Consider the following 24520-nt stretch of genomic DNA (forward strand, 5'->3'; position numbering starts at 1 on the left):
CCCATATCTTGCCCATCCACACAGGATGACATGACAGTCACGCACCCAAATAAGCCTCATAAAAACGAAAGCACAAACAAGCGACGTTACCTGCCCTCGGCCGAGCGCAAGCGAGAAATCCTGAAGGCCGCTTTTGACGAGTTTTCCCACCGGGGTTTTTTGGGAACTTCGCTTGAGCGCATCGCCGCCCGCGCTGGAATTTCCAAGTCCGGAATTTACGCCCACTACAACAGCAAAGATGACGTATTCGAGGACATGCTCCACTGCACGCTCCTGCCCCCCGAGAACAACACCTTTGAGCTTCCCGATACCTGCGAGGCAGACACCCTTTCCTGTCTTGTAGACGCATACCTCAAGCAACTCTATGAACGCCTGTCCAGCCCGGACGTGCAAGCCATGTTCAGACTGTTGATGACCGAAAGCGGTCGTGTCCCTGATCTGGCCCAGTATTGGGGACAACAACTCTTGGAGCAGAACTACACGGCCAACCAGGCTTTTTTTCAACTGGGCATCCAACGAGGGCTTATCCGCCCCGATGTGAGCTCCTCGGACTACCTCCAGGCGGCCTCCCCTTCCCTGATGTGGTTAATGGTTTTGCTGGTTCTAGGCCCGCAACACTCGCCTGTGCCCTTTGAGGAAGTCCGCCTCTTGCACAAACGCTTATTAATAGAGTGTCTGCAACCCGTGTCTGCCTGAGCACGCCCCCCGTGACATCAGGCAATCAGGCTAATGGCATGGGCAAGCAGGCTTGATTGGCATGCAAGGCCTCTTGTGTTGTAGGCCATAAGCCTCATCAAGCCTGACGTATAAGCACAGCCGAGCGGCGCGCTACACTTGTGGCCACCAATTATTCCCTTGAACCGCAACTACTCGTACAATTGTCGGTTGCAGTCCATTTTCAATGGGTTCCCTCACCCCATCCACCAAAAAGGTCCAGACATGACTCTGCCTACTGTGCCGTCTTCACGGCTGTCGTTCTACGTGCGACTTCTGATTGCCTTTCACATTTTTATTGTGATTGCCAGCAATTATCTGGTTCAACTTCCTATTGAACTATTCGGCTTTCATAGCACCTGGGGAGCCTTTAGCTTTCCCTTTGTTTTTCTGGCTACCGATCTGACCGTCCGTTTGATGGGCAAGTCCGAAGCACGCCGCGTGATTACCCGCGCCATGTTTCCAGCCCTGATCGCCTCTTATGTAGTCTCCGTGCTCTTTCATGAAGGCCAGTTCAATGGTTTGCAGACGCTAGGCGAGTTCAACAGCTTTGTATTTCGTATTGCCGTGGCCAGTTTTGCCGCCTACGTTTTGGGGCAATTACTGGATGTTCAGGTCTTTGACCGCATCCGTCGCGACTACAAGCAATGGTGGGTTGCTCCAGCCGCCGCCTCCGTCTTTGGCCAGGCTCTGGATACCTTGGCCTTTTTCGGCATCGCCTTCTGGCGCAGTAGCAATCCCTTCATGGCCGAGCACTGGGGCGAGATTGCCATCGTCGATTACGTCATCAAGCTGGGCGTCAGCCTGCTGCTGTTTGTACCTATGTATGGTGTGCTGCTCAATTCTCTGATCAATACGATGAAACGCCGCACCCTAAGCACCGCGCAGGTCAAAGCATGAAACCGCACACTGCTCGCCGCCGGGCACTGGTTTTATTTTCAGGCGGACAAGACTCCGCCACCTGCCTGGCCTGGGCCCTGGACCGCTTTGCCTTTGTAGAAACCGTGGGCTTTGACTACGGCCAGCGCAACCATGCGGAACTGCAGTGTCGACAGACACTCCGCAACAAGCTCTGCCAGCAGTTCCCGCACTGGGCAGAGCGCCTGGGGCAAGACCATGTGCTCGATGCCAGCGTCCTGGCTCAGATAGGCGGCAGCGCCATGACCGAATCCATGACAATTGCCATGCAGAAAGACGGTCTGCCCAATACCTTTGTGCCCGGTCGCAACCTGCTGTTCTTTACTCTGGCTGGCGCTCTGGCTTACCGCCGTGGCCTGGATACACTGGTTGGCGGCATGTCTGAAACCGACTACTCGGGCTACCCAGACTGTCGCGACAACACGCTAAAAACACTGCAAGTGGCATTGAGCCTGGGGATCGAGCGCCCGCTGACCGTGGAAACACCATTGATGTGGCTGGATAAAGCAGATACCTGGGAACTGGCCCACCAGTTGGGCTCGGATGCTTTAGTGAAACTGATCCAGGAAGACAGCCATACCTGCTACCAGAATGTGCGAGAAACGCTGCATGACTGGGGATATGGCTGTGGGCAATGCCCGGCTTGTGAGCTGCGGGCTAAAGGGTATGGGGATTGGAAGTTGAGGGGCTGATATTACGTAGTTACTCAATACGATAGGCGGCTGGGACCTCGCGATACAGTGTCACTGCCGCCTGTAAAGACAATAACTCCTTAATTACAAGCATGATAAAAAACAAGAAATAAATTAAAAATGGACCCGCAAAATACCTTTGAAGTGTCACCGTCGACTCCAACTGACTAAAATAGCCCCCAGACTCAACCGCCTCACAAACGCTTTCCAGATCACTCAAAGAAAGAGGCTTAGTCTCATCAGAAACACCACTTAAACAAAGTGAAACATCAAAAAACCAACGCTCATCGCCATACTTCAAGAAAGATCTCAAACCCTGCTCCCCTTGCCACACCCAAACATCACTTTCATCAAATTTAATTATTGCCTCAGAATTAAAAGTCAAGATAGCGAAGGGTGTAGAAAGGAACAACAAAAAAGCAAACCCTAGAGTGGTGAAAATCACACGATCAGCAGTAGGTTTGCTTACCTTACACTCACCCCACTTTACCCAACGGCCTGCTTTACCCATATTTTTTAATGGGATAGATAAAGAACGTGACCATTTGACTGCTCTATTGGTATCCCTAGGACAACTCACACCCTCGATAGAGTACATTGCCTTGAACCTTTCTAAGTCCAAGCAATTTTTTCTTTCAGACTCAAGAAATGAATCATAAAACTCTTCCCTATGAAAAGAAGACCAAATTTTATTAAAGAAAATAAAGTACGCTCCTTTATATTTAAGATAAGCAACTGAAAAAAAGAACACAACAACAGCAAGCAAAGAAGAAAAATAAGTTAAAGAAGAAGAAATTAAGTTAACCATAAAAAAAACCCAACCACCAAAGTGGCTGGGCTCCTATAAAAAAATCAATCAAATCACAGCTGCGCTGGCTCCGTCTGCACTTGATACACCGGATAGCTTCGGCACAAGCTCACAATTTTTTCGCGGATCTCGTGCTTGACCTTATCTAAAGTGCCAGCCTCATAGGCATCAAGCACATCACACAAGTAATGCGCCAGCTGCTCGCAGTCCTCCACCGTAAAGCCACGTGTTGTTACAGCCGGCGTTCCGATACGGATACCCGAGGTCACCATGGGTGATCGGGGATCGTTGGGCACGGAGTTCTTGTTCACAGTAATGTAGACATCTGCCAAGGCATCGCTGGCCTCTTGCCCGGTGTAGGGCTTGGCCGACAAGTTGATCAGCATCATGTGGTTATCCGTCCCGCCTGACACGATGTTGTGACCACGCTGCATCAGTACCGCCGCCATGGCGCGGGCATTACGCACCACGTTTTGCTGATAGGTACGGAATTCCGGCTGCAAAGCCTCTTTGAAAGCAATGGCTTTGGCCGCAATCAAGTGCATCAAGGGGCCGCCTTGCACGCCTGGGAATACAGCGGAATTCAGGCGTTTGTAGAAATCTTCGCTTTGCCCTTTAGCCATGATCACGCCACCACGTGGACCGCGCAGGGTTTTGTGCGTTGTGCTGGTGACTACATGGGCGTATGGCAAGGGGCTGGGGTATTCGCCCGCCGCCACCAGACCAGCTACGTGCGCCATATCCACCCAGAACCAGGCACCGACCTTGTCGGCGATCTGTCGCATACGCGCCCAATCCTTCACACGGGAATAGGCCGAGAAACCACCAATCAGCATTTTGGGCTTGGTCTCGATAGCAATGCGCTCCATTTCGTCGTAATCGATCAGCCCGGTTTGGGTATCCACTCCGTAAGGAACAATGTTGTAAAGACGCCCGGAAATATTGATGGGGTTACCGTGGGTCAGGTGCCCCCCCTGAGCCAGGTTCATCCCCATCACCGTATCGCCCGGTTTGAGCAAAGCCAGAAATACAGCAGTATTAGCCTGCGCTCCAGCATGAGGCTGTACGTTGGCGTAATCACAATCGAACACAGCTTTCAGACGCTCGATAGCCAGACGTTCGGCTACGTCCACAAATTCACAACCGGCGTAGTAACGCTTGTCCGGATAACCCTCGGCGTATTTGTTGGTAAACACGGAGTTCTGAACCTGCATAACCAAAGGGCTGGCATAGTTTTCCGAGGCAATCAGTTCTACGTGATCTTCCTGACGGCTTTCTTCGCCCTGAATGGCCTGAGCCAATTCCTTGTCGAATTCAGCCAGGCTGAGTGTGTTGTCGTACATCGCTTTTCCTTAAAAAAATTTCTACCCACGTCGCGGCTACTTGCTTGGCCGCCTTGCAAAGCAGACGCACGCCCTAACCGTGCGTGCGCTCGAACTCGCGCATGAACGCTCCCAAGGCCTGCACCGCGTCCAAGGTGACGGCGTTGTAGATACTGGCGCGCCAGCCTCCCGTTGATTGATGCCCCTTCAAACCGTGAAAACCATTTTTCTGCGCTTCTTTCGCAAACAAATCATCCAAAGCCGTTTCAGCAATATGAAACGGCACATTATTGATGGATCGATAGGCAGACCACACGTTATTGATATAAAAACCATTACTTTTATCAATAACATCATAGAGATGTTGTGCTTTTTTCTGATTTATTTCGTACAACACGTCTATTCCACCTACCCGTTCAATCCACTCCAGCGTCAAACCCAATACATACCAGGAAAAAGTAGACGGCGTATTGAACAAGGATTGCTTTTTTGCCTGCATGGAAAAATCCAACACCTGTGGCGTACCAGCTAAAGGCTTGTCTAAAATAGCAGGATTCAGCAATACCATTGTCACACCAGCAATACCCATGTTTTTCTGGGCTGAGGCGTAAATCAAATCGTGGGCTGAGATATCAAGCGGTTTTGACATCAGGCTGGAGCACGCATCACATACCAATGGAATAGGTGAAACAGGTGGTGTTGAAAATTGCAAGCCCTGTGCCGTTTCATTCTCTGTGTAATGCAAATACGCAGCATCCAGATTAATATTAGATTCATTAATTTCCGGGATACGATCAAATCCAGTTTCATAAGAACTCGCTATGATTCTTACTTGCCCATATTGCCCGGCAGCATTGGCGGCTTGTTCCGACCATAGCCCTGTATGTATATAGTCCGCTGTGTTTTTTTGATGAAGCAAGTTCATCGGAATTTGAGAAAACTGCAGATACGACCCTCCTTGCAGGAGCAAGACGTGATAATCCGATGGCACGGCCAGAACACGACGTACAGCGGCCTCAGTACGGTGGGCAAAATCCATGAAAGGCTGAGAACGATGACTGATTTCCATCACAGAAACCCCTGTGCCGGCGAAATCAAGCAGCTCATCTCGTACTTGCAATAGAACATCCATCGGCAAGGCACTGGGCCCTGCACTGAAATTAAAGGGTCGGGACATACTTGTTGAGATCCTGTACAAACCTGAACGCCGAAACAGGCCCCCCTGTTTCGGCAATGACAATCAAGTCTACGAGCACAATGGTCTGACTAGTCAGACCATTAATCTTCCCTGGAGCAGACCGCATGACGCGTTCGTTTGAACTGGACACCTTGAAGATGCGTCTTAACGATGCCGAACTTCAATCCCTGGATCTTCATCAGCGCATTCAGCGTGCCTTACGGGCATTGATTCTGGATGGTGCTCTAGGTCCCGGGGTCAAGCTACCTGCTACACGCTCCCTGGCCAAGTCCCTGGGCATGGCCCGCGACACTGTTGAAAACGCCTATGTTCAGCTGCATCGCGACGGTTTTATTGTGCGACGTGAAGGCTCAGGCAGCTATGTTTCTGAATCGGTCGGCACCGAGCTGCGCGGCAGTGCCTACCGTCGCATCAAAGCCCAGGATCTGAAACGCAGCGTGATGGAACCCGGCACAGGTTTAAGCCGCCGGGGTCGCGCCGTGTTTGAAAGTGGCGGCATTGCCGATCAACAAACCATCAAGGCTTTTGCCACGGGTTTGCCGGAAACCCGCAACTTCCCCACCGATGTGTGGGAGCGCCTGCAACGTCAGGCCATGAAAGACTATCGGGCCAACATCCTGCTGCACGGCGATCCGCAAGGCACTGAATGCCTGCGCAAAGCCATCGCTGTGTACCTGAATCTGGAGCGTGGCGCCAAAGTCTCTGCCGATCAAATTTTGATTCTGAGCAGCACACGCCAAGCCCTGTTCCTGTGCGCACAATTGCTGGTCGATGCTGGCAAACCCATTCTGGTGGAAAACCCCGGCTACTTCGGCGCCCGCAAAGCCTTTGAAGCTGCCGAGGCCCGTGTGGTACCGATTGGTGTAGACGAACAAGGTTTGCGCACCGATTTACTGAATGAAGATCGCAGCGGTGCAAACTGTATTTATGTGACGCCCTCGCACCAGTATCCCACCGGGGCCACCATGTCCCTGGAGCGTCGTCTGGAACTCATACACTGGGCAGCAGAAAATGGCCGCTGGATTATGGAAGACGACTACGACAGCGAGTTTCATTACGACGGGCTACCCACGGCATGCGTACAGGGTCTGGATAAATACCAACGCACCATCTACCTGGGCACCTTCAGCAAAACCCTGTATCCAGGACTGCGCATGGGCTATATGGCCTTGCCGCCCGAGCTGGTCAAACCCTTTACCCAAGCCCGCAGCATCATGGACGGCCACACGCCACAAATCCTGCAGCTAACCCTGGCGCGCTTTATGGAAGACGGGCATTACAACTCGCATATCCGCGCCATGCGCAAGCTCTATGCCGGGCGGCGGGAGATCATGCTGGAAGCAATCGAGCAGCACTTGCAAGGCATTGTCCGCGCAGCCCGACCTGAGGGTGGTTTACAAATCCCCTGCTTTCTGGAGCCGGGCTGGTCAGAAGAGCACACCTTGCGCCGCGCCTTAAGTGCGGGCGTCCAACTACCCGGCTTGAGTCGCCTGTACATGGGTGAAGAGCAACAACAAGGCTGGCTACTGGGCTACGCGTCTCTGACCGCTTATGAAATCGAATCAGCCATGTTGCGTCTGGCCAACGCTCTACGCCAGGGGAAAGGCTAGAGCTGCTGAGTATCAATACATCAAGGGGTATCGCCGGTTCAGGTCGGCGACCCCTTCCAGAATGGCATTCTCGGTGCGTGGGTTACGCGAGCCACTGCGCACACCGCCCAGCAAGGCCAGAATCATGTCGCCAATCTCTTTGAAGTCGTCCTCGCCCAGACCTCGTGTGGTACAGGCTGCACTGCCCACACGCACGCCTGAATACGCCGCATTGTCTTGCTCATAAGGCACCCGGTGCTTGCTCAAACTAATGCCTAACTGAGCCAGCACCTGCTCCACCAAGGGACCTGACAAATCCCAAGGGCGCAGATCCACCACACCAAAGTGACAGTCTGTTCCCCCTGACACCACCGTCAACCCCCCCTCGGACAAGCGACGGCACAAGCTGCGGGCATTGTTGATGACGGACTGGGCGTAGGCTTTATAGGATGGGCTCATTGCCTCCCCAAAAGCGACTGCCTTAGCAGCCAGAATGTTCAGCAAAGGTCCACCCTGCAAGCCTGGATACACGCCTTGGCTCAAGCGTTCGGCCAACTTGGGTTCATTGCTCAGAATAATGCCGCCACGCGGGCCACGTAAGGTGCCGTGTGTGGAAAAAGTGGTGACGTGTGCATGTTTGACCGGCGAGTCCATCAGGCCCGCTGCGACCAGACCTGCGCTATGCGCTAAATCCACCATTAAATAAGCGTTGATCTCGTTGGCGATATGTCTGAATTCGGCAAAATTCGGCGTGCGCGAATAGGACGACCCTCCGGCAATGATCAGCCGTGGCCGCTCCTTGTGAGCCAGAGCGCGCACTTCATCCATATCCACCCATTGAGTCTGACGATCCACGCCATACGAGCAAGTCTGAAACCAGCGTCCGGACACATTGAAACGCGAACCGTGACTAAGGTGCCCACCCGCACTTTGATCCAGCGCCAGAATCGTGTCGCCCGGCGAGAGCAAGGCTAGATATACCGCTAGATTGGCCTGACTGCCCGAGTGTGCCTGCACGTTGGCATAGGCGGCCCCAAAGACTGCTTTAGCCCGCTCGATAGCCAGCTCTTCAGTCTGATCGGCTTGTTCACACCCACCGTAAATCCGCTGTCCAGGATAACCCTGCGCCTGCTTGTTGCTAAGCAAGGAACCCTGTACATCCAAGACGGCTCGGCTCAAATAATTCTCGGAAGCGATCAACTCGATGGTGTGTTGTTGCCGCCCCCGCTCGGCCTCGATGATGTCCCAAAGATTGCGATCACTTTGCTGTAGAAATTGCGAACCCACCAGAGGCAGGTGGGGGGTGTCGCCACCGGCAAGACTCTTCATGGGAGTTCCTGTTTAAAGATTGGCTACTTTTGCAATCGTGGCTTTTTTTAGGCACGAGAGAAAACCCCACCCCTGGCACGATAGTTCCAAGGGCGAAAAACACACATCCTAGTCCGTTTTTCCACCTATTAAACAGTCCAATAAAAACTTATTCACCAGACCACTTTTTATTATTGTTATTTAAATAAAAATTTAAAACATAAACAATCCAAAATCCGCTGAAACACAGATCAAAAGCCAATTCCGATTACTTTAGTAGGGAATTAGAAAAAATCTTAATTTTCAATTTGCAAGTGGTCTGCCATATAACTTTGAAATGGTCTGTCATTTATTGTCATAGGATCATTAGAATGCAGCCAACGAATACTCAACAGCCATATTTCTAAACGCTCAAGCAGATTATCACTTTTTAATCCGCACACGTCAGAACGACTCCCATTTTCCCACGACCATAGGAAAGGCCATTGCTTTAAAGGCAGTTCAACCATGCTGATCCCCAAGACTTGAAAGACCCAATAACGGTTTTTTTTTGGGTCTTGTTCTTAAGGTCAAGCAAATCCTTTTAAGCCTGCGGATTTCCATTTGGAAATAGAGATAGGCGATATACAGAAACGATCTATTCATTTTGAACAGATCGCAATCAACAGCAAGGAAGTTTGAAATGACAACCAAAAGCTACGAAACTGATGACGCCGTACGTAATATGCTGCAAAAGCTGTCTGTTCTTTGGAAAAATCGGGCCGCTGTCAATCAGGAGCTGCCGGATTACAACAATCTGGCGTTCGACCCCAACAAGGCCGATTTCAGCGAATGCCTGTTGCCTTTCCGTGAGCATCAAGCCTGGTTGGAAGCACCCGAAGAATTGAAATCGCAGTGCTTGTCCTATGCCTGGGGTATTTACAACCTTAAAACCATTTACGTTGAATGCAACGTGGTTACCCCTTCTTGCGAAGACATCATCAAAACCCCGCCCCCAAGCTCCAACCGCAATCTGCTGCAAGATGTCATGTCCCAGGCCTTGCTGGACGAGGCTCTGCACACACGCATGTCGATTATGGCGTGCAACTACATCTATTCCATGCGCGGCCTGCAGCCGCTGGATTTCACCAACTTCAACCTGGTGCAATGGCGCAATGACATCCTGAGCCAGTGCAGCTCCGAATCCGAACGCCGCCTGACCCGCTTTGCCATTGCCTGCGCGTCCGAGACCCTGATTACCGACTATTTGAAAACCATGGCCGAGGACAAGAGTATCCAGACCGTGTGCCATGAGGTCACTCGCACCCATGCCATGGACGAGTGGAGCCACTCCAGCGTGTTCAGCTTTGTCGCCTCCGACATCATTCACGGCCTGAGCCAGAAAGAACGTGAACACATGCGTGCCACCATTTTGCGCACTGTGGAAATGTTCGCCAACAATGAAATGGGGGCCTGGGAAAAAGTCTTTTCGATGGTGAACTTCCCCAACGCTCGTGACATCCTGCACGATACGGGCGACTCCAACGAAATTGGCGTGTACACCGGTTCAGTTGAAAGCCTGATCGAGCGCATTGGCTTGAACAGCAAATCTGGTAAAGCCCAGCCCGAAGCAGAGCAACAGGAGGCGCTGCAATGACAGCCATGATTCAGGCGCGCTGCGAGACTGTTCGCCCCGAGGCCGGGAATGTCAAAGTCTTCACGCTGCGGGTGCAAAGTGGTCACTTTGATTTTCTAAGCGCCTTGCAGGCGGGCAAGCATGTCGCCCTGAGCTACCCTGATACCGGCGGCACCATTCAACAGCGTATGTACTCGATCACCCGTATGGCTGATCCAGACCTGATTGAAATTGCCGTGAAAGGTTCAGGCCGCAATAGTGTCTCCGATCATTTGCACGCCACCTTGCGCGAGGGCATGAGTGTGCCTTTGCAATATGTAGCGGGTGATATTTCGGTGAACTCTATTGTGGGTTATGAGCGTATCGCCATGATCGCAGGCGGCATTGGCATTACCCTGCCCATTGCCTTGCTGCGTGAATTGGCGGCGCGAGCCCAGGATGGCTTGCCAGTACCACAAGTACATTTGCTGCTCAGTATTGCTCGTATTGCCGACATTCCCTTCTTGCACGAACTGCTGCAACTGGATCTGAGCACCAGTTGGTTCACACTGACGGTATTTGTCACGCAAGAAAAAATCCGTGAAAGCGCGCATTTCAAAGTGGGACGCCCTTCTTTTGAAAATATGGAACAGTTGAAAGACCCGCAGGCCGTGGTGATTTGCGGCAGCCATGGCTTTGCCCAGGCTTTGCGCGAATACACCATTCAGGCGCACCCCATCTCGCATATGTTGATTGAGGCCTTTTCCCCTCCGGCCAAAACAGGTGTGGAAATCCTGCCTGAAGCAGGCAGCGCCCCCTTGCAACTCAATGTACGCAGCACAGGGCAAACGCTCTCGCCCGAGCCGGGCAGTAGTTTGCTGGAAATGCTGGAAGCCGCCGATGTACCTATTCGCAGTCAATGCCGTTCAGGCATATGTGGCGCTTGCCGAGTACAGATATCGGAGGGCGAGTACCGCTCTGAGCCGGACTTTTGCCTGAGCGATCAGGACAAGGCACAGGGCCATGCACTGGCATGTTGCACCTTTCCCCTATCGGGTGCCATGAATGTAGACATTGGCACCACGAGCTGACATCCTTACCACCTGGATTAAAAGACCCCCTTATGAAGAAAGTCATCGCACTGCGTCATATCCATTTTGAAGACTTGGGCACACTGGAACCTGTTCTGATCGAACAGGGCTACCAAGTTCAATACATTGACCCTTCCGTCGAGTCACTGCGTCACGTGGGTGAACAGGACGCTGACCTGCTGGTTGTATTGGGCGGGCCAATTGGCGCCTACGACGAAAAGATTTACCCATTCCTCTCCGAAGAGCTGGAGCTGATCAACAAATTCTTGCTGGCTGGCAAACCCCTGCTGGGCATTTGTCTGGGCGCACAACTGATTGCACGTACCCTGGGAGCCAATGTATACCCACTGGGTGTGAAAGAAATCGGTTTCTCCCCCTTGAAGCTGACGGAAGCGGGCAAAGAATCGCCCCTGGCCGCTATTAATGGTATTCCTGTCTTGCACTGGCACGGGGATCAGTTCGACATTCCTGATGGCGCCATTCACCTGGCCAGCACGGATGTGGGCCCCAACCAGGCCTTCTCCTTTGGAACCCAGGTCTTGGGCCTGCAGTTTCACCTGGAAGCCGACACCAGCAAACTAGAGCGTTGGCTGGTTGGTCATGCCAACGAACTGGGACAAGCTGATATCGACCCACAAATGCTGCGTCTGGAAGCCATGGCGGTACAAAAACGCCTGCACGCCGCTGCGGGTACAGTCCTGACCAACTGGCTCAGCCAACTTAAACAAGCCAGTTCCGCTGATTGTGCGGCATGAACCCTGCTGTAACGTTTGTTGATCGTGAACGACATCCCTACCATGTGGATGTCGTTTCGATTCAGTCCCAAGTCGTCTACGGTCGGGTAGGCAACAACGTTGCCGGCCCGACTTTACGTAGACACGGCTTTAAAGTAGCTACCGTTCCCACCGTGTTGCTTAGCAACAACCCGCAATACCCCACGGTACACGGTGGTGCCGTACCCGATGAATGGCTACAGGGTTTTCTGGACGATCTGGTTTTGCGTGGCGCACTCGACAAGGTACGCGCTGTCCTGATTGGTTACCTGGGCAGCGCCAATCAAGCTGTCATCATTGCGCGCTGGTTAAAAGCGTTGCTGCACGAGCACCCGGACATTCTGGTCATTGTGGACCCGGTCATTGGCGATCTGGACGTAGGCGTCTATGTAGACCCCGCCTTGATTCCCGCCTATCACGAAACATTACTACCGCTGGCCACGGGCTTGACGCCCAATAACTACGAGTTGTCCTTGCTGTCTCAACAGTCATGCGACACGATTCAGGCCAGTTCAAGCGCAGCTCACGCCTTGTTAAGCGGCCGTACCGAATGGGTCATTGCCACCAGTGCCGCCCCCCAATCCTGGCAAGATGGCCAAATCAAATTATTACTATCTCGCAAAGAGCCGCGTGCCGATACGCTGCTTAGTCACCCGCGCGTCGGCTGTGCCGCCAAAGGCACCGGCGACCTGTTTGCCGCCACCTTGCTGGCTCATCTGATATTGGGTGCAGACCTGCACTCTGCTGTGCATACAGCCAGTGCCAGTGTGCTGCACCAATTGGAGCTGACACGACAGGCCGGACACCAGGAATTAATTTTGCCAATAGATCCTTTCCGAGCCTGAGCAAATATTTCTTAATCTAACAAGGCTTTCAACTGTCAGCCGTTCTCGTTAAGCTGTGCCCTCTTAGTTACAAACGGAGCATGACATGGGGCTGCCTTTTAGAAGCACGCTACATCCACGGGTGTTCTGGGGATCTACCTTTATCGTCCTGATTTTCCTACTGATCGGGATCATTTTCCCTAAAGACGCCGCACTTATTTTTGAACAGTTACAAGACTGGGTCATCAAAAGCTTCGGCTGGTTCTACATCCTTGCCGTCGCTTTATTTTTCTTTGCGGTGGTGTATCTGGCCTTAAGCCGCTATGGCAATTTGAAGTTAGGGCCGGATGACTCTGAGCCTGACTACCCTTACCTGACCTGGATGGCCATGCTGTTTGCCGCCGGAATGGGTATTGGCTTGATGTTTTTTGCCGTGGCCGAACCGCTACAGCACTTCTCGGCCCCGCCATCAGGGCTGGCCAGCACAACCACATCAGCCCATCAGGCACAGATCATCACCTTCTTTCACTGGGGGGTACATGCCTGGGCCGTCTATGCCGTGGTCGGGCTGTCGCTGGCCTATTTTTGTTTTCGTTACAACCTACCGCTGACGATTCGCTCGGGCCTTTACCCACTGTTTGGCAAGCGCATCGAGGGCTGGATTGGTGACAGCGTTGATATTTTTGCTGTCTGCGGCACCTTGTTTGGTATCGCAACCTCCATGGGTCTCGGTGTTTTACAGATCAACGCAGGGCTTGAATACCTGTTTGGCTGGCCGCAAGCGACTTGGCTACAGATCTCACTCATTATCGGTGTCACCGCCCTGGCGACCTTATCCGTGATCAGCGGCCTGGATGTGGGCATTCGGCGCCTTTCCGAGCTGAATCTGCTGGTTGCCGTGTGTCTGATGCTGTTTGTGCTGACTGTTGGCCCCACCTCCTTTTTAATGAATGCTTTTGTACAGAATATTGGCGGATATCTGGATAACTTTTTCGCACGTTCATTCAGTACACAAGCATTCCGAGAGCAGAGCTGGATGAAAGCCTGGACCCTGTTTTACTGGGCCTGGTGGATTGCGTGGTCGCCCTTTGTCGGCATGTTCATCGCCCGCATCTCGCGCGGTCGTACTGTGCGTGAATTCGTCCTGGGTGTCTTGCTGGTTCCCACCGTGTTCACCTTTTTCTGGATGACCGTGTTTGGTAACACAGCCATTTTTCTGGATATGGGAGTTGCGGCTGGCCAACTGGCCCAAGAAGCAGCCAATAACGCCTCGGTCGCCTTGTTCGAGTTTTTTGAGTACCTACCCTGGCCTGGCGTCACCTCGGCTCTGGCTGTACTGCTGGTTACCATTTTCTTTATCACCTCAGCAGACTCTGGCTCCCTGGTGATCGACACACTGGCAGCCGGTGGCGTAGAAGACGCCCCCGTATGGCAACGGATCTACTGGTGCACGCTGGAGGGTGTCGCCGCCGCCTTGCTGTTGTTGGCCGGTGGTCTGACCGCACTGCAAACCGTCACGCTGGTCAGCGCCCTACCTTTTGCAGTGATCGTCTTTTTGCTGATACTGGGACTGTTCAAGGGTATGAAAGCAGATATGTCACGTCTGCGTCGCCAAAGCCCCATGTCCGGCCCGGCACCCGGTTCGGAAGTGTCCTGGCGTCGTCGCCTCTCGACCATCTTGCATACGCCTAACCAGCGTGATGCCCGTCGCTTTATGGGCGAGACCGTCATTCCCGCATTACAGGCAGTGGCCGACGAGCTGGGTAAACGCAATCTGAATGTCAGCCTTGAAACCAGCGATCCCGATACCGCTCAACTGACGATTCAAGCGGATAACCAGCGCAACTTCGTCTATGGCGTGGAATTGCGTGCCCGTCGGGTTGCCAGCTTTACGGCAGCCGCTGCCCGCAACGAGCAGGCTCGCCCTCAGGAATGGCAGGTGCGCACGGTTTTTGCCGACGGCAGCCGGGGTTATGACCTGATGGGTTTGTCCTCCAGCCAGGTCATTAACGATATCCTGAACCACTTTGAACGCTATCAGGCATTAGTCACCTCCGAGGCGACAGCCCTGTACGCGCAATCGCCCGACCCGACCTAAACCTCTGATCCGGCCTCCAGCTTTCTTTCCAGAATCTGGGGGCCGGGCCCTTGCTGGCCCAGGATATCGGCCGGATTACGCAAGGGACATTCACTCATGGACAAGCACCCACAGCCAATGCAGTGGGTCAGCTCATCACGCAGTCGCGTCAACTGCTCAATACGATCATTCAAACTGGCTTGCCAGCGGCTGGACATGGCCCGCCATTGTTGGCTGGACGGTCTGCTACCCGGTGGCAAGCCCCGCAAGACCTCGTGGATTTCTTCCAAAGGAATTCCCGTACGCTGCGCCACTTTGATGATCGCAATGTAGCGTAAAACCACCGAGTCGAAACGACGCTGGTTACCACTGTTGCGGGTACTGGCAATCAAACCTTTCGCTTCATAAAAATGCACGGTAGAGACAGGTACGCCACTGCGTTTAGCCACCTCTCCCACCGTCAATGCACGCGTGAAATCCACTGTTTTTGCCACTCCCGCACTCCTTGACCTCAAGTTAACTTGAGGTTTTATAGTCCAGGTACCTAATTAAGGCAAGCCATGTCGGCTGCCTCTTTGTTGTCACAGGAACCTGCCATGCCTTCCCTCATTTGGATTACGTTTGCCAGACCTCTGTCATGGTTGCAGCAGTCCTTGCTTGGTCTGAGCGCAATCACCGCTGCCCTGGAAACACAAGCCCGCAAACCGCTTGTCGCGGCCATCCATTTCAAACCCGAAGACTGGACGCAAAGCGATCAACGATTCGGCTGGACGCTTCCGAACAGACAGCCCCTGTGGCCCTCTTGCCCCACAGGAGGTCAAGCAGCATGAGTTCGCGCCGTACTTGGATCATGATTCCCGTTCTGGCCGGTGTATTGGCCATAGGCTGGCGCTTGTTGCCAGCTTCACAAGAAGCTCAAGCAGGGGGAGCCTACCCACCTGCCGTCGTCGAGCTATCCAGCGTCGAGTCCCAAATCGCCCCTCGCCTTTTACATGCCGTCGGTGTACTGGAAGCCTGGCAACAAGTGCTGCTCAGTGCAGAGACCAGCGGCCGCATTCGCAAGATTGATTTCACTTCCGGACAGCCAGTCAGAGCCGGTCAGCCTCTGGTCTTGCTGAATGACGAACTGGAACAAGCCAGCGTGCGCCGCGAACAGGCGCAAGTCAAACAGACGGCTATTCAACTGACGCGCGTACGCAAGCTGAAAGAGCAGCAAGCCGCCACTCAGGAGCAACTGGATCAAGCCCAGGCTGATCACGCGGTGGCCCAGGCCCAACTGCAGTACCAGCGCGCTGAACTGGCCTTGAAACAGATTGCCGCTCCCTTCTCGGGCCGCATCGGTATCACCAGCCTGCACCGGGGCCACTACCTGCAACCCGGTCAAGCGATTGCCAGCCTGGTTGATGACAGCCAACTGCGTGTGAACCTGACCGTCCCCGAGCAAAGCCTGCCTGACTTGAACGTGGGCCAAACGCTGCAAGTACAGGTCGACGCCTGGCCGGACGAGAACTTTCAGGCAAGCATCAGCGCCATCGACCCTTTGATCGGTGATTCGCGCACGGTGCGCCTGCAAGCCCTGCTGCCCAACCCGGACAATCGCCTGAAAGCAGGAATGTATGCGCGAGCTCAGTTGAAGCGCCCCGCCGAAGCACCCGTACTGACCGTACCCGAAACCGCATTGACCTACACCGCCTATGGCCAGACTGTTTTTGTGGCCTCCCCCACGGATCAGGGTCTGTGGCAGGTCAAACGCGTGGCGGTACAAACCGGCGAGCAATGGGATGAGCGTGTCGAGATCATTGATGGCCTGCAAGAAGGCGACAAGGTGGTCAGCGCCGGCCAGATCAAGATTCAGGACGGCTCCACGGTACAGACCGCCAAGGACAAGGAGTCCGTATGAACACCACCTCCCGTCCCGGCTTTACCGACTTGTTCGTACGTCGGCCGGTCCTTGCTCTGGTGGTCAGTGCTTTGCTCCTGATGTTGGGGCTGTTCTCTCTGGACAAGCTGCCCATCCGGCAGTATCCCCTGCTGGAGAATTCCACCATCACGATTACCACCGAGTATCCCGGCGCCTCTGCACAACTGATGCAAGGCTTTGTCACTCAACCCATTGCTCAGGCACTGGCCTCGGTGGAAGGGGTGGATTATCTGTCCTCCCACTCCGTACAAAGCCGCAGTGTCGTGACCTTGCGCATGGAACTGAACCGCGACTCCACCCAGGCCCTGACCGAAGTCATGAGCAAGGTCAGCCAGGTGCGCTATCGCCTGCCGGAAGGTGCGTATGACCCGGTTGTGGAACGCTCTTCCGGGGACTCCACCGCCGTGGCCTATGTGGGCTTTTCCACGACGTCGATTTCCATCCCGGAACTGAACGATTATTTGTCCCGCGTGGTGGAACCCATGTTCTCCACCATTGATGGTGTAGCAAAGATCCAAACCTTTGGCGGTCAAAAACTGGCCATGAGGCTGTGGCTGGATTCGGACCGCATGGCTGGCTATGGTCTGACAGCGGCCGATATTGCCCAGGCTGTACGCGCCAACAACTATCAGGCCGCTCCCGGCATGGTCAAAGGCCAGCATGTCTTGAGCAATATTCAGCTCAACTCGGACCTGACCAGCGTAGCTGAATTTCAGGACCTGATCGTGCGAGAGGACGGCACCTCGTTGGTACGACTGCGAGACATAGGCAAGGTGGAGCTGGGGGCAGCGGCAACAGAAACCAGCGCCTTGATGGATGGTCTGCCTGCCATTCACCTGGGTTTGTTCCCCACTCCCGGCGGCAATCCCTTGCGCATTGTGGAAGGCATTCGAGATCGCCTGCCCGCTATTGAGGCGACCTTGCCACCCGGCGTAGAAGTGGCCCTGGCTTTTGAAACCGCCCGCTTCATTCAAGCCTCAATTGATGAAGTACTGAAGGCCCTGACCGAAGCCATGATTATCGTGGTACTGGTGATTTACCTGTGCCTGGGTTCCTTCCGCAGTGTGCTGATTCCCCTGGCCACCATTCCCTTGTCCATGTTGGGAGCCGCCGCCTTGATGCTGGCCTTTGGTTTCAGCATCAACTTGCTGACCTTGCTGGCCATGGTGCTGGCTATCGGATTGGTGGTGGACGATGCGATTGTGGTGGTTGAAAACGTACACCGTCATATTGCTGCCGGGCGTTCGCCCGTGGTGGCCGCCTTGCTAGGTGCCCGAGAAGTGGCCGGCCCAGTAATCGCCATGACCCTGACGCTGGCTGCAGTTTATGCCCCAATTGGTCTGATGGGTGGCCTGACTGGAGCACTGTTCAAAGAGTTTGCCCTGACCCTGGCCGGTGCTGTACTGGTATCCGGTGTGGTGGCCCTGACCTTGTCCCCAGTGATGAGTTCCTTGCTACTGCCCTCACAGCAAGAAGAGGGCCGCATGGCCCATCTGGCAGAGCGATTCTTTGGTGGCCTGTCTGCCCGCTACGGTCGATTGCTGGCCCGCTCCCTGCGCCATCGCTGGATTACGGGTGCTATGGCCTTGCTGGTCTTTATCAGCCTGCCCGTGCTCTATCAAATGACGCACAGCGAACTGGCTCCCATTGAAGATCAGGCCAGCGTGCTGACCGCCGTGAAAGCTCCGCAAAATGCCAACCTGGCCTATGCCGAGCGCGACGGCAAGCTGCTGGATGACACGTATCGTGAAGTGGCCGAAACCGAAAGCACCTGGTTGATTGTGGGGACAGACGGCCCGGCCGCCAGCTTTGGCGGGATCAACCTGAAGGACTGGAGCAAGCGCGACCGCGATGCCAGCGCCGTACAAGGTGAACTGCAAGGACGCGTCAGCGCGATTCCCGGCAGCAGTATCTTCGCCTTCCAGCTTGCCCCCTTGCCCGGTTCCAGCGGCGGTCTGCCGGTTCAACTGGTACTGCGCAGCCCCGGCGACTACCGCACGGTGTACGACACGATGGAGTGGGTCAAACAGCAAGCCCGTGAAAGCGGATTGTTTGTGGTGGTGGACAGCGACCTGGACTACAACAAGCCCGTTTCCCGCGTGGAAATTGACCGCAGCAAAGCGGCCAGCATGGGTATTAGTCTGCGTGATATTGCCGACTCTTTGGCTGTACTGGTGGGCGAGAACTACCTGAACCGCTTCTCGCTGGATGGCCGCTCGTACGACGTCATTCCGCAAAGCCAGCGTGAACTGCGCCTGACGGCTCAAGCCCTGACACGCCAGTTTGTACGCAGTGCCAATGGCGAGCTGGTGCCCTTGTCGACCATGGTTCAAATCCACAGCGAAGTGGAGCCGAACAGCCTGCGCCAATTCAACCAGCAAAACTCGGCCACGCTGCAAGCCATTCCCGCTCCGGGCGTCACGCTGGGGCAAGCAGTGGGCTATCTGGACGACATCGCACGTCAATTGCCCGCAGGCTTTACGCATGACTGGCAATCCGAGTCGCGCCAATTCACCCAGGAAAGTCAGTCTCTGGTGTGGGCCTTCCTGGCCGCGCTGGTGGTGATTTATCTGGTACTGGCCGCGCAGTACGAAAGCCTGGTGGACCCCATCATCATTCTGGTGACGGTGCCCTTGTCCCTGTGCGGCGCCCTGCTGCCTTTGGCCCTGGGGTTTGGCACGCTCAACATCTACACCCAGATAGGTCTGTTAACGCTGGTCGGCCTGATCAGCAAGCACGGCATTCTGATGGTGGAGTTTGCCAATGAGCTGCAATTCAAAGAGGGTCTGAAAAAAACCGAAGCCATCTTGCAGGCCGCCCGCATTCGTTTGCGCCCTGTGCTGATGACAACCGGAGCCATGGTCTTTGGTCTGGTGCCTCTGCTGTTTGCCTCCGGTGCGGGTGCTAACAGCCGCTTTGGCCTGGGTGTGGTGCTGGTCTCGGGCATGTTGATCGGCACAGTATTCACCCTGTTTATCTTGCCGACTTTGTATACCTTGCTGGCGCGCGATCACGCCCATCAAGCAGACACCCCGCGGGCGCGCGATTTGGCGCAAGCCCTGCGCCCTTCGACTGGAGAACACGCATCATGACGCCACAACTATCAAACAGGCTAGCGCCTGTGGCGCGTGCTCTGCGACTGATGATCCCCTGCCTGATCCTGAGCGCTTGCGCCGTGGGGCTGGACACCTCCATTCCCACCGCCCCAAGCTTGGCCGACACCAACTGGAACAGTCAGTTCGCTCAAGCCACCGAGCAACGCGAAAACTGGTGGACCTTGCTGCAAGACCCGCAACTGGACACCCTGATTGCCAAGGCCCTGGATCACAACCTGGATATTGCCCAGGCACAGGCCCGCTGGCGGGCCTCCCGCGCCCTGATCGACGAGCGCCAGCACGACCGCCTGCCGGCTGTCACGGCCCACGCCAGCTACAACCGTAGCGGTTCACAGTTTGCCGCGCCCGATGGCTCCATTGACCACGGCATTAGCGAAAACTGGCGCCTGGGCATGCAGGCCACGTGGGAGATTGATCTGTTTGGTCGTCTGGAACAGTTGGCTCGTTCTGCCCAGGCTCGCAGCGAGGCCAGTGCAGACCAACTGGATCTGACTCGCCAGGCTATCGCGGCTGAACTGGCACGTCAGTACGTACAAGCCCAAGGTTTGCAACGGCGACTGGCGCTGGCTGAGGACGACGTACGCAGTTGGGAACATACGATCAGGCTGGTGCAGGCGGGTGTGTCGCTGGGCCGGGAACTGCCGGAGAATCTGGACAATGCCCAGGCTGGTCTGGAACGAGCCAACACCCTGGTACCTCAACTGCGCAGCGATCTGGAACTGGCTCGTTTGCGCATTCAGGTACTCAGCGGCGGACAAGCCAAGAGCATTGATACACCGCTGCCTAGCGCCAAAGCACCTTTAGCTGCATCCCTGCCTTTGGGGGACGTCAACGCCATGCTGTTCAACCGGCCGGACGTACGCGCCGCCCGGCAGGAAATCCTGGCCAGTTCGCACGAAGTGGCCGCCGCCACCGCCGAGCTGTACCCCCGCCTGGATCTGGCTGGCTTTATCGGCTTCTTTGCTTTGCGAGGTAGCGACCTGGGCCATGCTGCCCGCACCTTCGATGTCTCACCCGCCATGCAATGGCCTGCCCTGCGCCTGGGTCATGCCAGAGCGCGCTTACGTGGCATGGAAGCCGTGGCTGATGAATCACGCCTGCACTATCAACAAGTGCTGTTGCAAGCTCAGGAAGAAATTCAGGGCTCTTTGCAAAGGCTGACTCAACATCAGGAAAGCCTGCTTAGCCTGACTCGAGCGGCGTCACATCTGGAAAATGCCCATGAGCGTGCCTTGACGCGTTATGAAATGGGAGCCGGAGCCTACCAGCAAGTGCTGGAAAATCAGCGCAGCCTGAACCAGACCCGGCAAGAGCTGGCGATTGCCGAAACCGGCTCGTACCTGAATGTGATTGCCTTGTATCAGGCTTTGGGTTGGGGAGTGGCGGCACCGAGTCCGACGGAGTAGTTTCAGCGTTGATTGGCTTGGGGGTGGTCTGTCTCGAAGATAGGCCGCCCTTTTTCTATTTGTGCATCCGTCTGTTGCAGAAACTCGGATAGATTCGCAAGCTTGCTTTGCATCAGCCGCTCCAGCAGCTTTCCGCCAAACCACAACAAGGCGCAGCAGAAAAATGTAATCGGCAATACATACCAACGCAGCCAGACCGATGCATCCAGCAGCCAGCCAAGCGCGGTAAATATCACCACTAAAGTGCAGGCAATCCAATTATTGCGCTTGGCCTTGAGCAAGAATTTCCTCAAGTCCAGGTGACCACGTTCCAGAGTTTCTAATTGCTCGTAAAGCTGATCGCGGTCTTTTTGCAATTGCGCCCAGGCGGCGCGCTGCTCCTGTGTCACCGGCCTGCCTGGTTCATGTGCCTGATTGCTCATCATCTCTACGCCTGACAGCGGAGTACTCTAGAAAAACGCTATTGTAGGAGGAAAAGAAACAGGGAGTGTTTCTGTCTTTTTCTTTACCAAGCTAGCCTGTTCCTACTACTTCACGTACGCCACGCCTGCTCTCGCTGCCCACCGCCCATCAGAATAGCCAGAAAACGTGGCTAGTTCCCCAGCAAGGACGAACCTTTCTGCCCTAGGGACAGCACCTCACTGGCATTCACAATGGCAATCGAAATATCTTCAATCGTGCTGCGTTTGTTCATGGCCTGTTCGCGGATCAGATCGTAGGCCTGGTCCTCGGACACCTGATGGGTACGCATCAAGATCGTCTTGGCCTGCGCCACATGCCGCTGCCCCATCAGTTTGGTTTGCAGCTTGCTGATTAGCCGACGTTGCTGGCGCAGTTCCTTATGGTACTTGCGCGCCAGCACCACCGTGGACAACAAGCCAAAAGAACGAATCGGTGCAGGCAGGATCGCCTGAATATTCAAATCCAGCACAGCGGAAACTATCGTGGGGTTCTCATAGTTGACCACGGCAATAATCGTGGGGGCCTCTTCCTCGCAGACCCAGTCCAGGCGCAGGTGCAAAAGATCAGGTTGCACGGCCAGAAAGACCAGATCCGTTCCTGAAGGCAGGTTTTGCGTGGGAGGCCAGATCGTCTGGACCGAACACCCAATACGCTGTAGTTGTTGGGTCAGCAAGCGTCCATCGCTATCGTCCGGATGCATGACCACCATCGTCAATTGCCGCAGTTCCTTGAGCTGCGGCGAGGTGGCATGCGGAAAACGATGCCGCGTTCGCATGGGCTTGTTTGCCGGCTCATCACCGTAGGAAGAGGAGTTGGCCACGCTTTATGTCTCCAAAGTATCCAGCTTGGCAGTCCAGTCACCCAAGGAGTGGGTGACCAGATACGGGTCGGGCGAGACCGGGCGCGTTGCCTGGCGCACAATCACAAACTCGCCGTCGGCATTGATGCGTCCAATCCGTGGGTAAAGCCACGTATGGTGATTATTGGGATCGATCTTGATCCGCCCCTGAGGCGCATCCAGTTCACTGCCCAGCAAATAGGGCAGCAAATCCCCGATCGCATCACTGGCGGATTGCCGATACGCATTGGCGAACAAATGCATCTGTGAATAGGCCGCTTCCCAGCACAGATTCGGGTGGCAGTCGGCCCCAAAACGCTTGCGCAAACTGGCCAGGCAACGCGCATTGACCTCCGACTCGATGGATTGAAAATACGGTGCAGCGGTGAAATGCCCACAGGCAATATCGGCCCCCATCTGCGCGATCTCGGCCTCGGAGGTCGTCAGGCTGGCAATGGGCATGGTCTGCGGATTAAAGCCCGCATTGGCATAGGCTCGATACAGATTGGCGGTGGAGTCCCCCACCACGGTGGAGAAAATAAAGTCCGGCTGCTTCTGGCGTATGTCGTCCATGATCCGACTGTAATCGCCTTCGCTGGCGTCCAGAGGCAGATAGTGCTCGCCCAGCACTTGGCTATCAGGATGCTGCATGACCAGCTCGCGCATGATGCGGTTGGACTCGTAAGGATAGATATAGTCCGATCCAATCATGTAGACTCGCGCACCGAAATTGCTGGTCATGAAATGCGCCAGTTGCACACTGTTCTGATTCGGGGCGGCGCCGGTGTAAATCACATTGCCCGAAAACTCGAAGCCCTCGTACAAGGTGGGGTAAAACAGCAGCTTGTTCCACTTCTCCACAATCGGGATCACGGCCTTGCGGCTGCTGGACATATAGCAACCAAAGATCACATTGACGCGGTCCTGCACAATCAGCCGTTCGGCCTGTTGAGCATAGAGAGCGGGCCTGGACGCCGGGTCGTAGCACACCGCCACCAGCTCGCGCCCCAGCAGGCCACCGGCCTCGTTGATTTCCTCAATCGCCAGCTTGGTGCCCTGCCATTGCGACTGACCAATGGTAGAGGTCATGCCGGTTGCAGAATACAGAACGCCGACGCGTACGGGTTCGTTGTGAGCCAAAGTCCATCTCCTGTCTAGCATGGTAGGGGCGCAGGTCGACAAACCTGCCGGTAAACACGACGAGCGAGCATCAGCTTACTCCAAAAAGACAGGGTTACTCTGGCTCCCCACTACGCTTGCACGCCTATGAAAACTACCAGGCATCCATCATGATCAGGGTGCCGGGCAACCAGCAGGTCAAGGCCCCGATCACGACGGTATACGCAGGCAAGATACGCAAGGACCGCCCCAGTCCCAAAGCCAGAAAAAACAGGAACCACAGGCTGGACCACAAAAGCCACATGGCGATCAAACGCGAATCGCTGGCAGACCCCGCAAAGGCCAGCGCACTGATGGCAACAAACAGGCAATACCAGCCAAAGCCCACTCCTTTCAAGCCATACCACTGCACCACGGCCAGATACAGATAGGTGAAGGCAAACAGCAGCCCACCAGCAACGGCAAAGTAATCCGCCATTTGCTCACCGCGCTGCAGACCCAACAAATTGATGAACAGGGCCAACAGCCCCACCAGCAAGTTAAAGGGGGCCAGGTCCCGACTTTCGATACGTCCAGTCAAACCCACACCATTCACAATCAGCACAGCCCCAATAAAGAAAAGCGCAACACCCAACATGGCATAAGCCTCCAAAACAAGGTGACGATCCCGGCCTGGCTGGCACCCGAAACATCTGGTGCTGCGTGAGCTCTGTATTTTTGCGATAGCGTATTGCTGCCAAGCATGGCCCC

The 24520-nt window shown here is 54.9% G+C and carries 22 protein-coding genes; 12 read left to right on the forward strand and 10 right to left on the reverse strand.

The window, feature by feature from the left end:
- The first annotated feature begins 30 nt into the window (after window positions 1-30).
- The 3 genes from ACDI13_RS04185 to queC all read left to right on the forward strand — a co-directional run bounded on the left by ACDI13_RS04185 (window position 31) and on the right by queC (window position 2324).
- Window positions 31-696, forward strand: a complete 666-nt coding sequence (locus tag ACDI13_RS04185; protein ID WP_316990300.1) for a TetR/AcrR family transcriptional regulator — start codon at window positions 31-33, stop codon at window positions 694-696.
- A gap of 243 nt (window positions 697-939) precedes the next feature.
- Complete coding sequence (locus tag ACDI13_RS04190) at window positions 940-1614, forward strand: 7-cyano-7-deazaguanine/7-aminomethyl-7-deazaguanine transporter (RefSeq protein WP_316990299.1); 675 nt, start codon at window positions 940-942, stop codon at window positions 1612-1614.
- Window positions 1611-2324 carry a 7-cyano-7-deazaguanine synthase QueC gene (gene queC, locus ACDI13_RS04195; RefSeq protein WP_316990298.1) on the forward strand — a complete coding sequence of 238 codons (714 nt, stop codon included), beginning with the start codon at window positions 1611-1613 and terminating at the stop codon, window positions 2322-2324. The genes ACDI13_RS04190 and queC overlap by 4 nt, the downstream gene beginning before the upstream one ends.
- A 10-nt stretch (window positions 2325-2334) precedes the next feature.
- Here queC and ACDI13_RS04200 read toward each other — a convergent pair whose 3' ends face one another.
- The 3 genes from ACDI13_RS04200 to serC form a co-directional block, all read right to left on the reverse strand.
- Complete coding sequence (locus ACDI13_RS04200) at window positions 2335-3132, reverse strand: DUF6216 family protein (protein WP_316990297.1); 798 nt, start codon at window positions 3130-3132, stop codon at window positions 2335-2337.
- Between the two features lie 53 nt (window positions 3133-3185).
- Complete coding sequence (glyA, locus tag ACDI13_RS04205; RefSeq protein ID WP_316990296.1) at window positions 3186-4475, reverse strand: serine hydroxymethyltransferase; 1290 nt, start codon at window positions 4473-4475, stop codon at window positions 3186-3188.
- Between the two features lie 73 nt (window positions 4476-4548).
- Window positions 4549-5631, reverse strand: a complete 1083-nt coding sequence (gene serC / locus ACDI13_RS04210) for a 3-phosphoserine/phosphohydroxythreonine transaminase (RefSeq protein ID WP_316990851.1) — start codon at window positions 5629-5631, stop codon at window positions 4549-4551.
- 125 nt (window positions 5632-5756) lie between these two features.
- Here serC and ACDI13_RS04215 point away from each other — a divergent pair, with 125 nt between their 5' ends.
- Complete coding sequence (locus tag ACDI13_RS04215; protein WP_316990852.1) at window positions 5757-7262, forward strand: PLP-dependent aminotransferase family protein; 1506 nt, start codon at window positions 5757-5759, stop codon at window positions 7260-7262.
- Window positions 7263-7274: 12 nt separating this feature from the next.
- On the opposite strand, the gene glyA (ACDI13_RS04220) is transcribed toward ACDI13_RS04215, so the two are convergent.
- The gene (gene glyA, locus ACDI13_RS04220; protein WP_316990853.1) at window positions 7275-8570 is read right to left on the reverse strand and encodes a serine hydroxymethyltransferase; all 1296 of its coding nucleotides are present in this window, start codon (window positions 8568-8570) and stop codon (window positions 7275-7277) included.
- Window positions 8571-8845: 275 nt separating this feature from the next.
- A complete protein-coding gene (locus tag ACDI13_RS04225) occupies window positions 8846-9058 on the reverse strand; it encodes a hypothetical protein (RefSeq protein WP_316990854.1) in 213 nt (70 codons plus the stop codon).
- Between the two features lie 173 nt (window positions 9059-9231).
- Between ACDI13_RS04225 and ACDI13_RS04230 the strand changes: the two genes are divergently transcribed.
- From ACDI13_RS04230 to ACDI13_RS04250, 5 genes are all read left to right on the forward strand, one after another.
- Window positions 9232-10185 carry a diiron oxygenase gene (locus ACDI13_RS04230; RefSeq protein ID WP_316990855.1) on the forward strand — a complete coding sequence of 318 codons (954 nt, stop codon included), beginning with the start codon at window positions 9232-9234 and terminating at the stop codon, window positions 10183-10185.
- On the forward strand, window positions 10182-11234 hold the full coding sequence (locus ACDI13_RS04235; protein WP_316990856.1) for a 2Fe-2S iron-sulfur cluster-binding protein: 1053 nt from the start codon (window positions 10182-10184) through the stop codon (window positions 11232-11234). The genes ACDI13_RS04230 and ACDI13_RS04235 overlap by 4 nt, the downstream gene beginning before the upstream one ends.
- Window positions 11235-11266: 32 nt before the next feature.
- Complete coding sequence (locus ACDI13_RS04240; RefSeq protein WP_316990857.1) at window positions 11267-11989, forward strand: glutamine amidotransferase; 723 nt, start codon at window positions 11267-11269, stop codon at window positions 11987-11989.
- Window positions 11986-12852 carry a pyridoxine/pyridoxal/pyridoxamine kinase gene (gene pdxK, locus ACDI13_RS04245; RefSeq protein ID WP_316990858.1) on the forward strand — a complete coding sequence of 289 codons (867 nt, stop codon included), beginning with the start codon at window positions 11986-11988 and terminating at the stop codon, window positions 12850-12852. Before ACDI13_RS04240 ends, pdxK begins: the two co-directional genes overlap by 4 nt.
- 85 nt (window positions 12853-12937) lie before the next feature.
- A complete protein-coding gene (locus ACDI13_RS04250) occupies window positions 12938-14929 on the forward strand; it encodes a choline BCCT transporter BetT (RefSeq protein WP_316990859.1) in 1992 nt (663 codons plus the stop codon).
- Here the strand turns inward: ACDI13_RS04250 and soxR are convergent.
- Window positions 14926-15402 carry a redox-sensitive transcriptional activator SoxR gene (gene soxR / locus ACDI13_RS04255; protein ID WP_316990860.1) on the reverse strand — a complete coding sequence of 159 codons (477 nt, stop codon included), beginning with the start codon at window positions 15400-15402 and terminating at the stop codon, window positions 14926-14928. The genes ACDI13_RS04250 and soxR overlap by 4 nt on opposite strands.
- Window positions 15403-15734: 332 nt before the next feature.
- Between soxR and ACDI13_RS04260 the strand changes: the two genes are divergently transcribed.
- Genes ACDI13_RS04260 through ACDI13_RS04270 form a run of 3 tightly spaced genes read left to right on the forward strand, consistent with a single transcriptional unit; the run spans window position 15735 to window position 21351 of the window.
- The gene (locus ACDI13_RS04260; protein WP_316990861.1) at window positions 15735-16808 is read left to right on the forward strand and encodes an efflux RND transporter periplasmic adaptor subunit; all 1074 of its coding nucleotides are present in this window, start codon (window positions 15735-15737) and stop codon (window positions 16806-16808) included.
- Window positions 16805-19921 carry a MexW/MexI family multidrug efflux RND transporter permease subunit gene (locus ACDI13_RS04265; RefSeq protein WP_316990862.1) on the forward strand — a complete coding sequence of 1039 codons (3117 nt, stop codon included), beginning with the start codon at window positions 16805-16807 and terminating at the stop codon, window positions 19919-19921. The genes ACDI13_RS04260 and ACDI13_RS04265 overlap by 4 nt, the downstream gene beginning before the upstream one ends.
- Complete coding sequence (locus ACDI13_RS04270) at window positions 19918-21351, forward strand: TolC family protein (protein WP_316990863.1); 1434 nt, start codon at window positions 19918-19920, stop codon at window positions 21349-21351. Before ACDI13_RS04265 ends, ACDI13_RS04270 begins: the two co-directional genes overlap by 4 nt.
- A 2-nt stretch (window positions 21352-21353) precedes the next feature.
- On the opposite strand, the gene ACDI13_RS04275 is transcribed toward ACDI13_RS04270, so the two are convergent.
- From ACDI13_RS04275 to ACDI13_RS04290, 4 genes are all read right to left on the reverse strand, one after another.
- Window positions 21354-21776 carry a hypothetical protein gene (locus tag ACDI13_RS04275; protein ID WP_316990864.1) on the reverse strand — a complete coding sequence of 141 codons (423 nt, stop codon included), beginning with the start codon at window positions 21774-21776 and terminating at the stop codon, window positions 21354-21356.
- 167 nt (window positions 21777-21943) lie between these two features.
- A complete protein-coding gene (locus ACDI13_RS04280) occupies window positions 21944-22633 on the reverse strand; it encodes an ANTAR domain-containing protein (protein ID WP_316990865.1) in 690 nt (229 codons plus the stop codon).
- Between the two features lie 3 nt (window positions 22634-22636).
- Window positions 22637-23740, reverse strand: a complete 1104-nt coding sequence (locus ACDI13_RS04285; protein ID WP_372373081.1) for a transporter substrate-binding domain-containing protein — start codon at window positions 23738-23740, stop codon at window positions 22637-22639.
- 184 nt (window positions 23741-23924) lie between these two features.
- A complete protein-coding gene (locus ACDI13_RS04290) occupies window positions 23925-24407 on the reverse strand; it encodes an AmiS/UreI family transporter (RefSeq protein WP_316990867.1) in 483 nt (160 codons plus the stop codon).
- Window positions 24408-24520 lie beyond the last annotated feature (113 nt).

This window comes from Alcaligenes faecalis (genome assembly GCF_041521385.1).
Lineage (GTDB): Bacteria > Pseudomonadota > Gammaproteobacteria > Burkholderiales > Burkholderiaceae_B > Alcaligenes > Alcaligenes faecalis_E.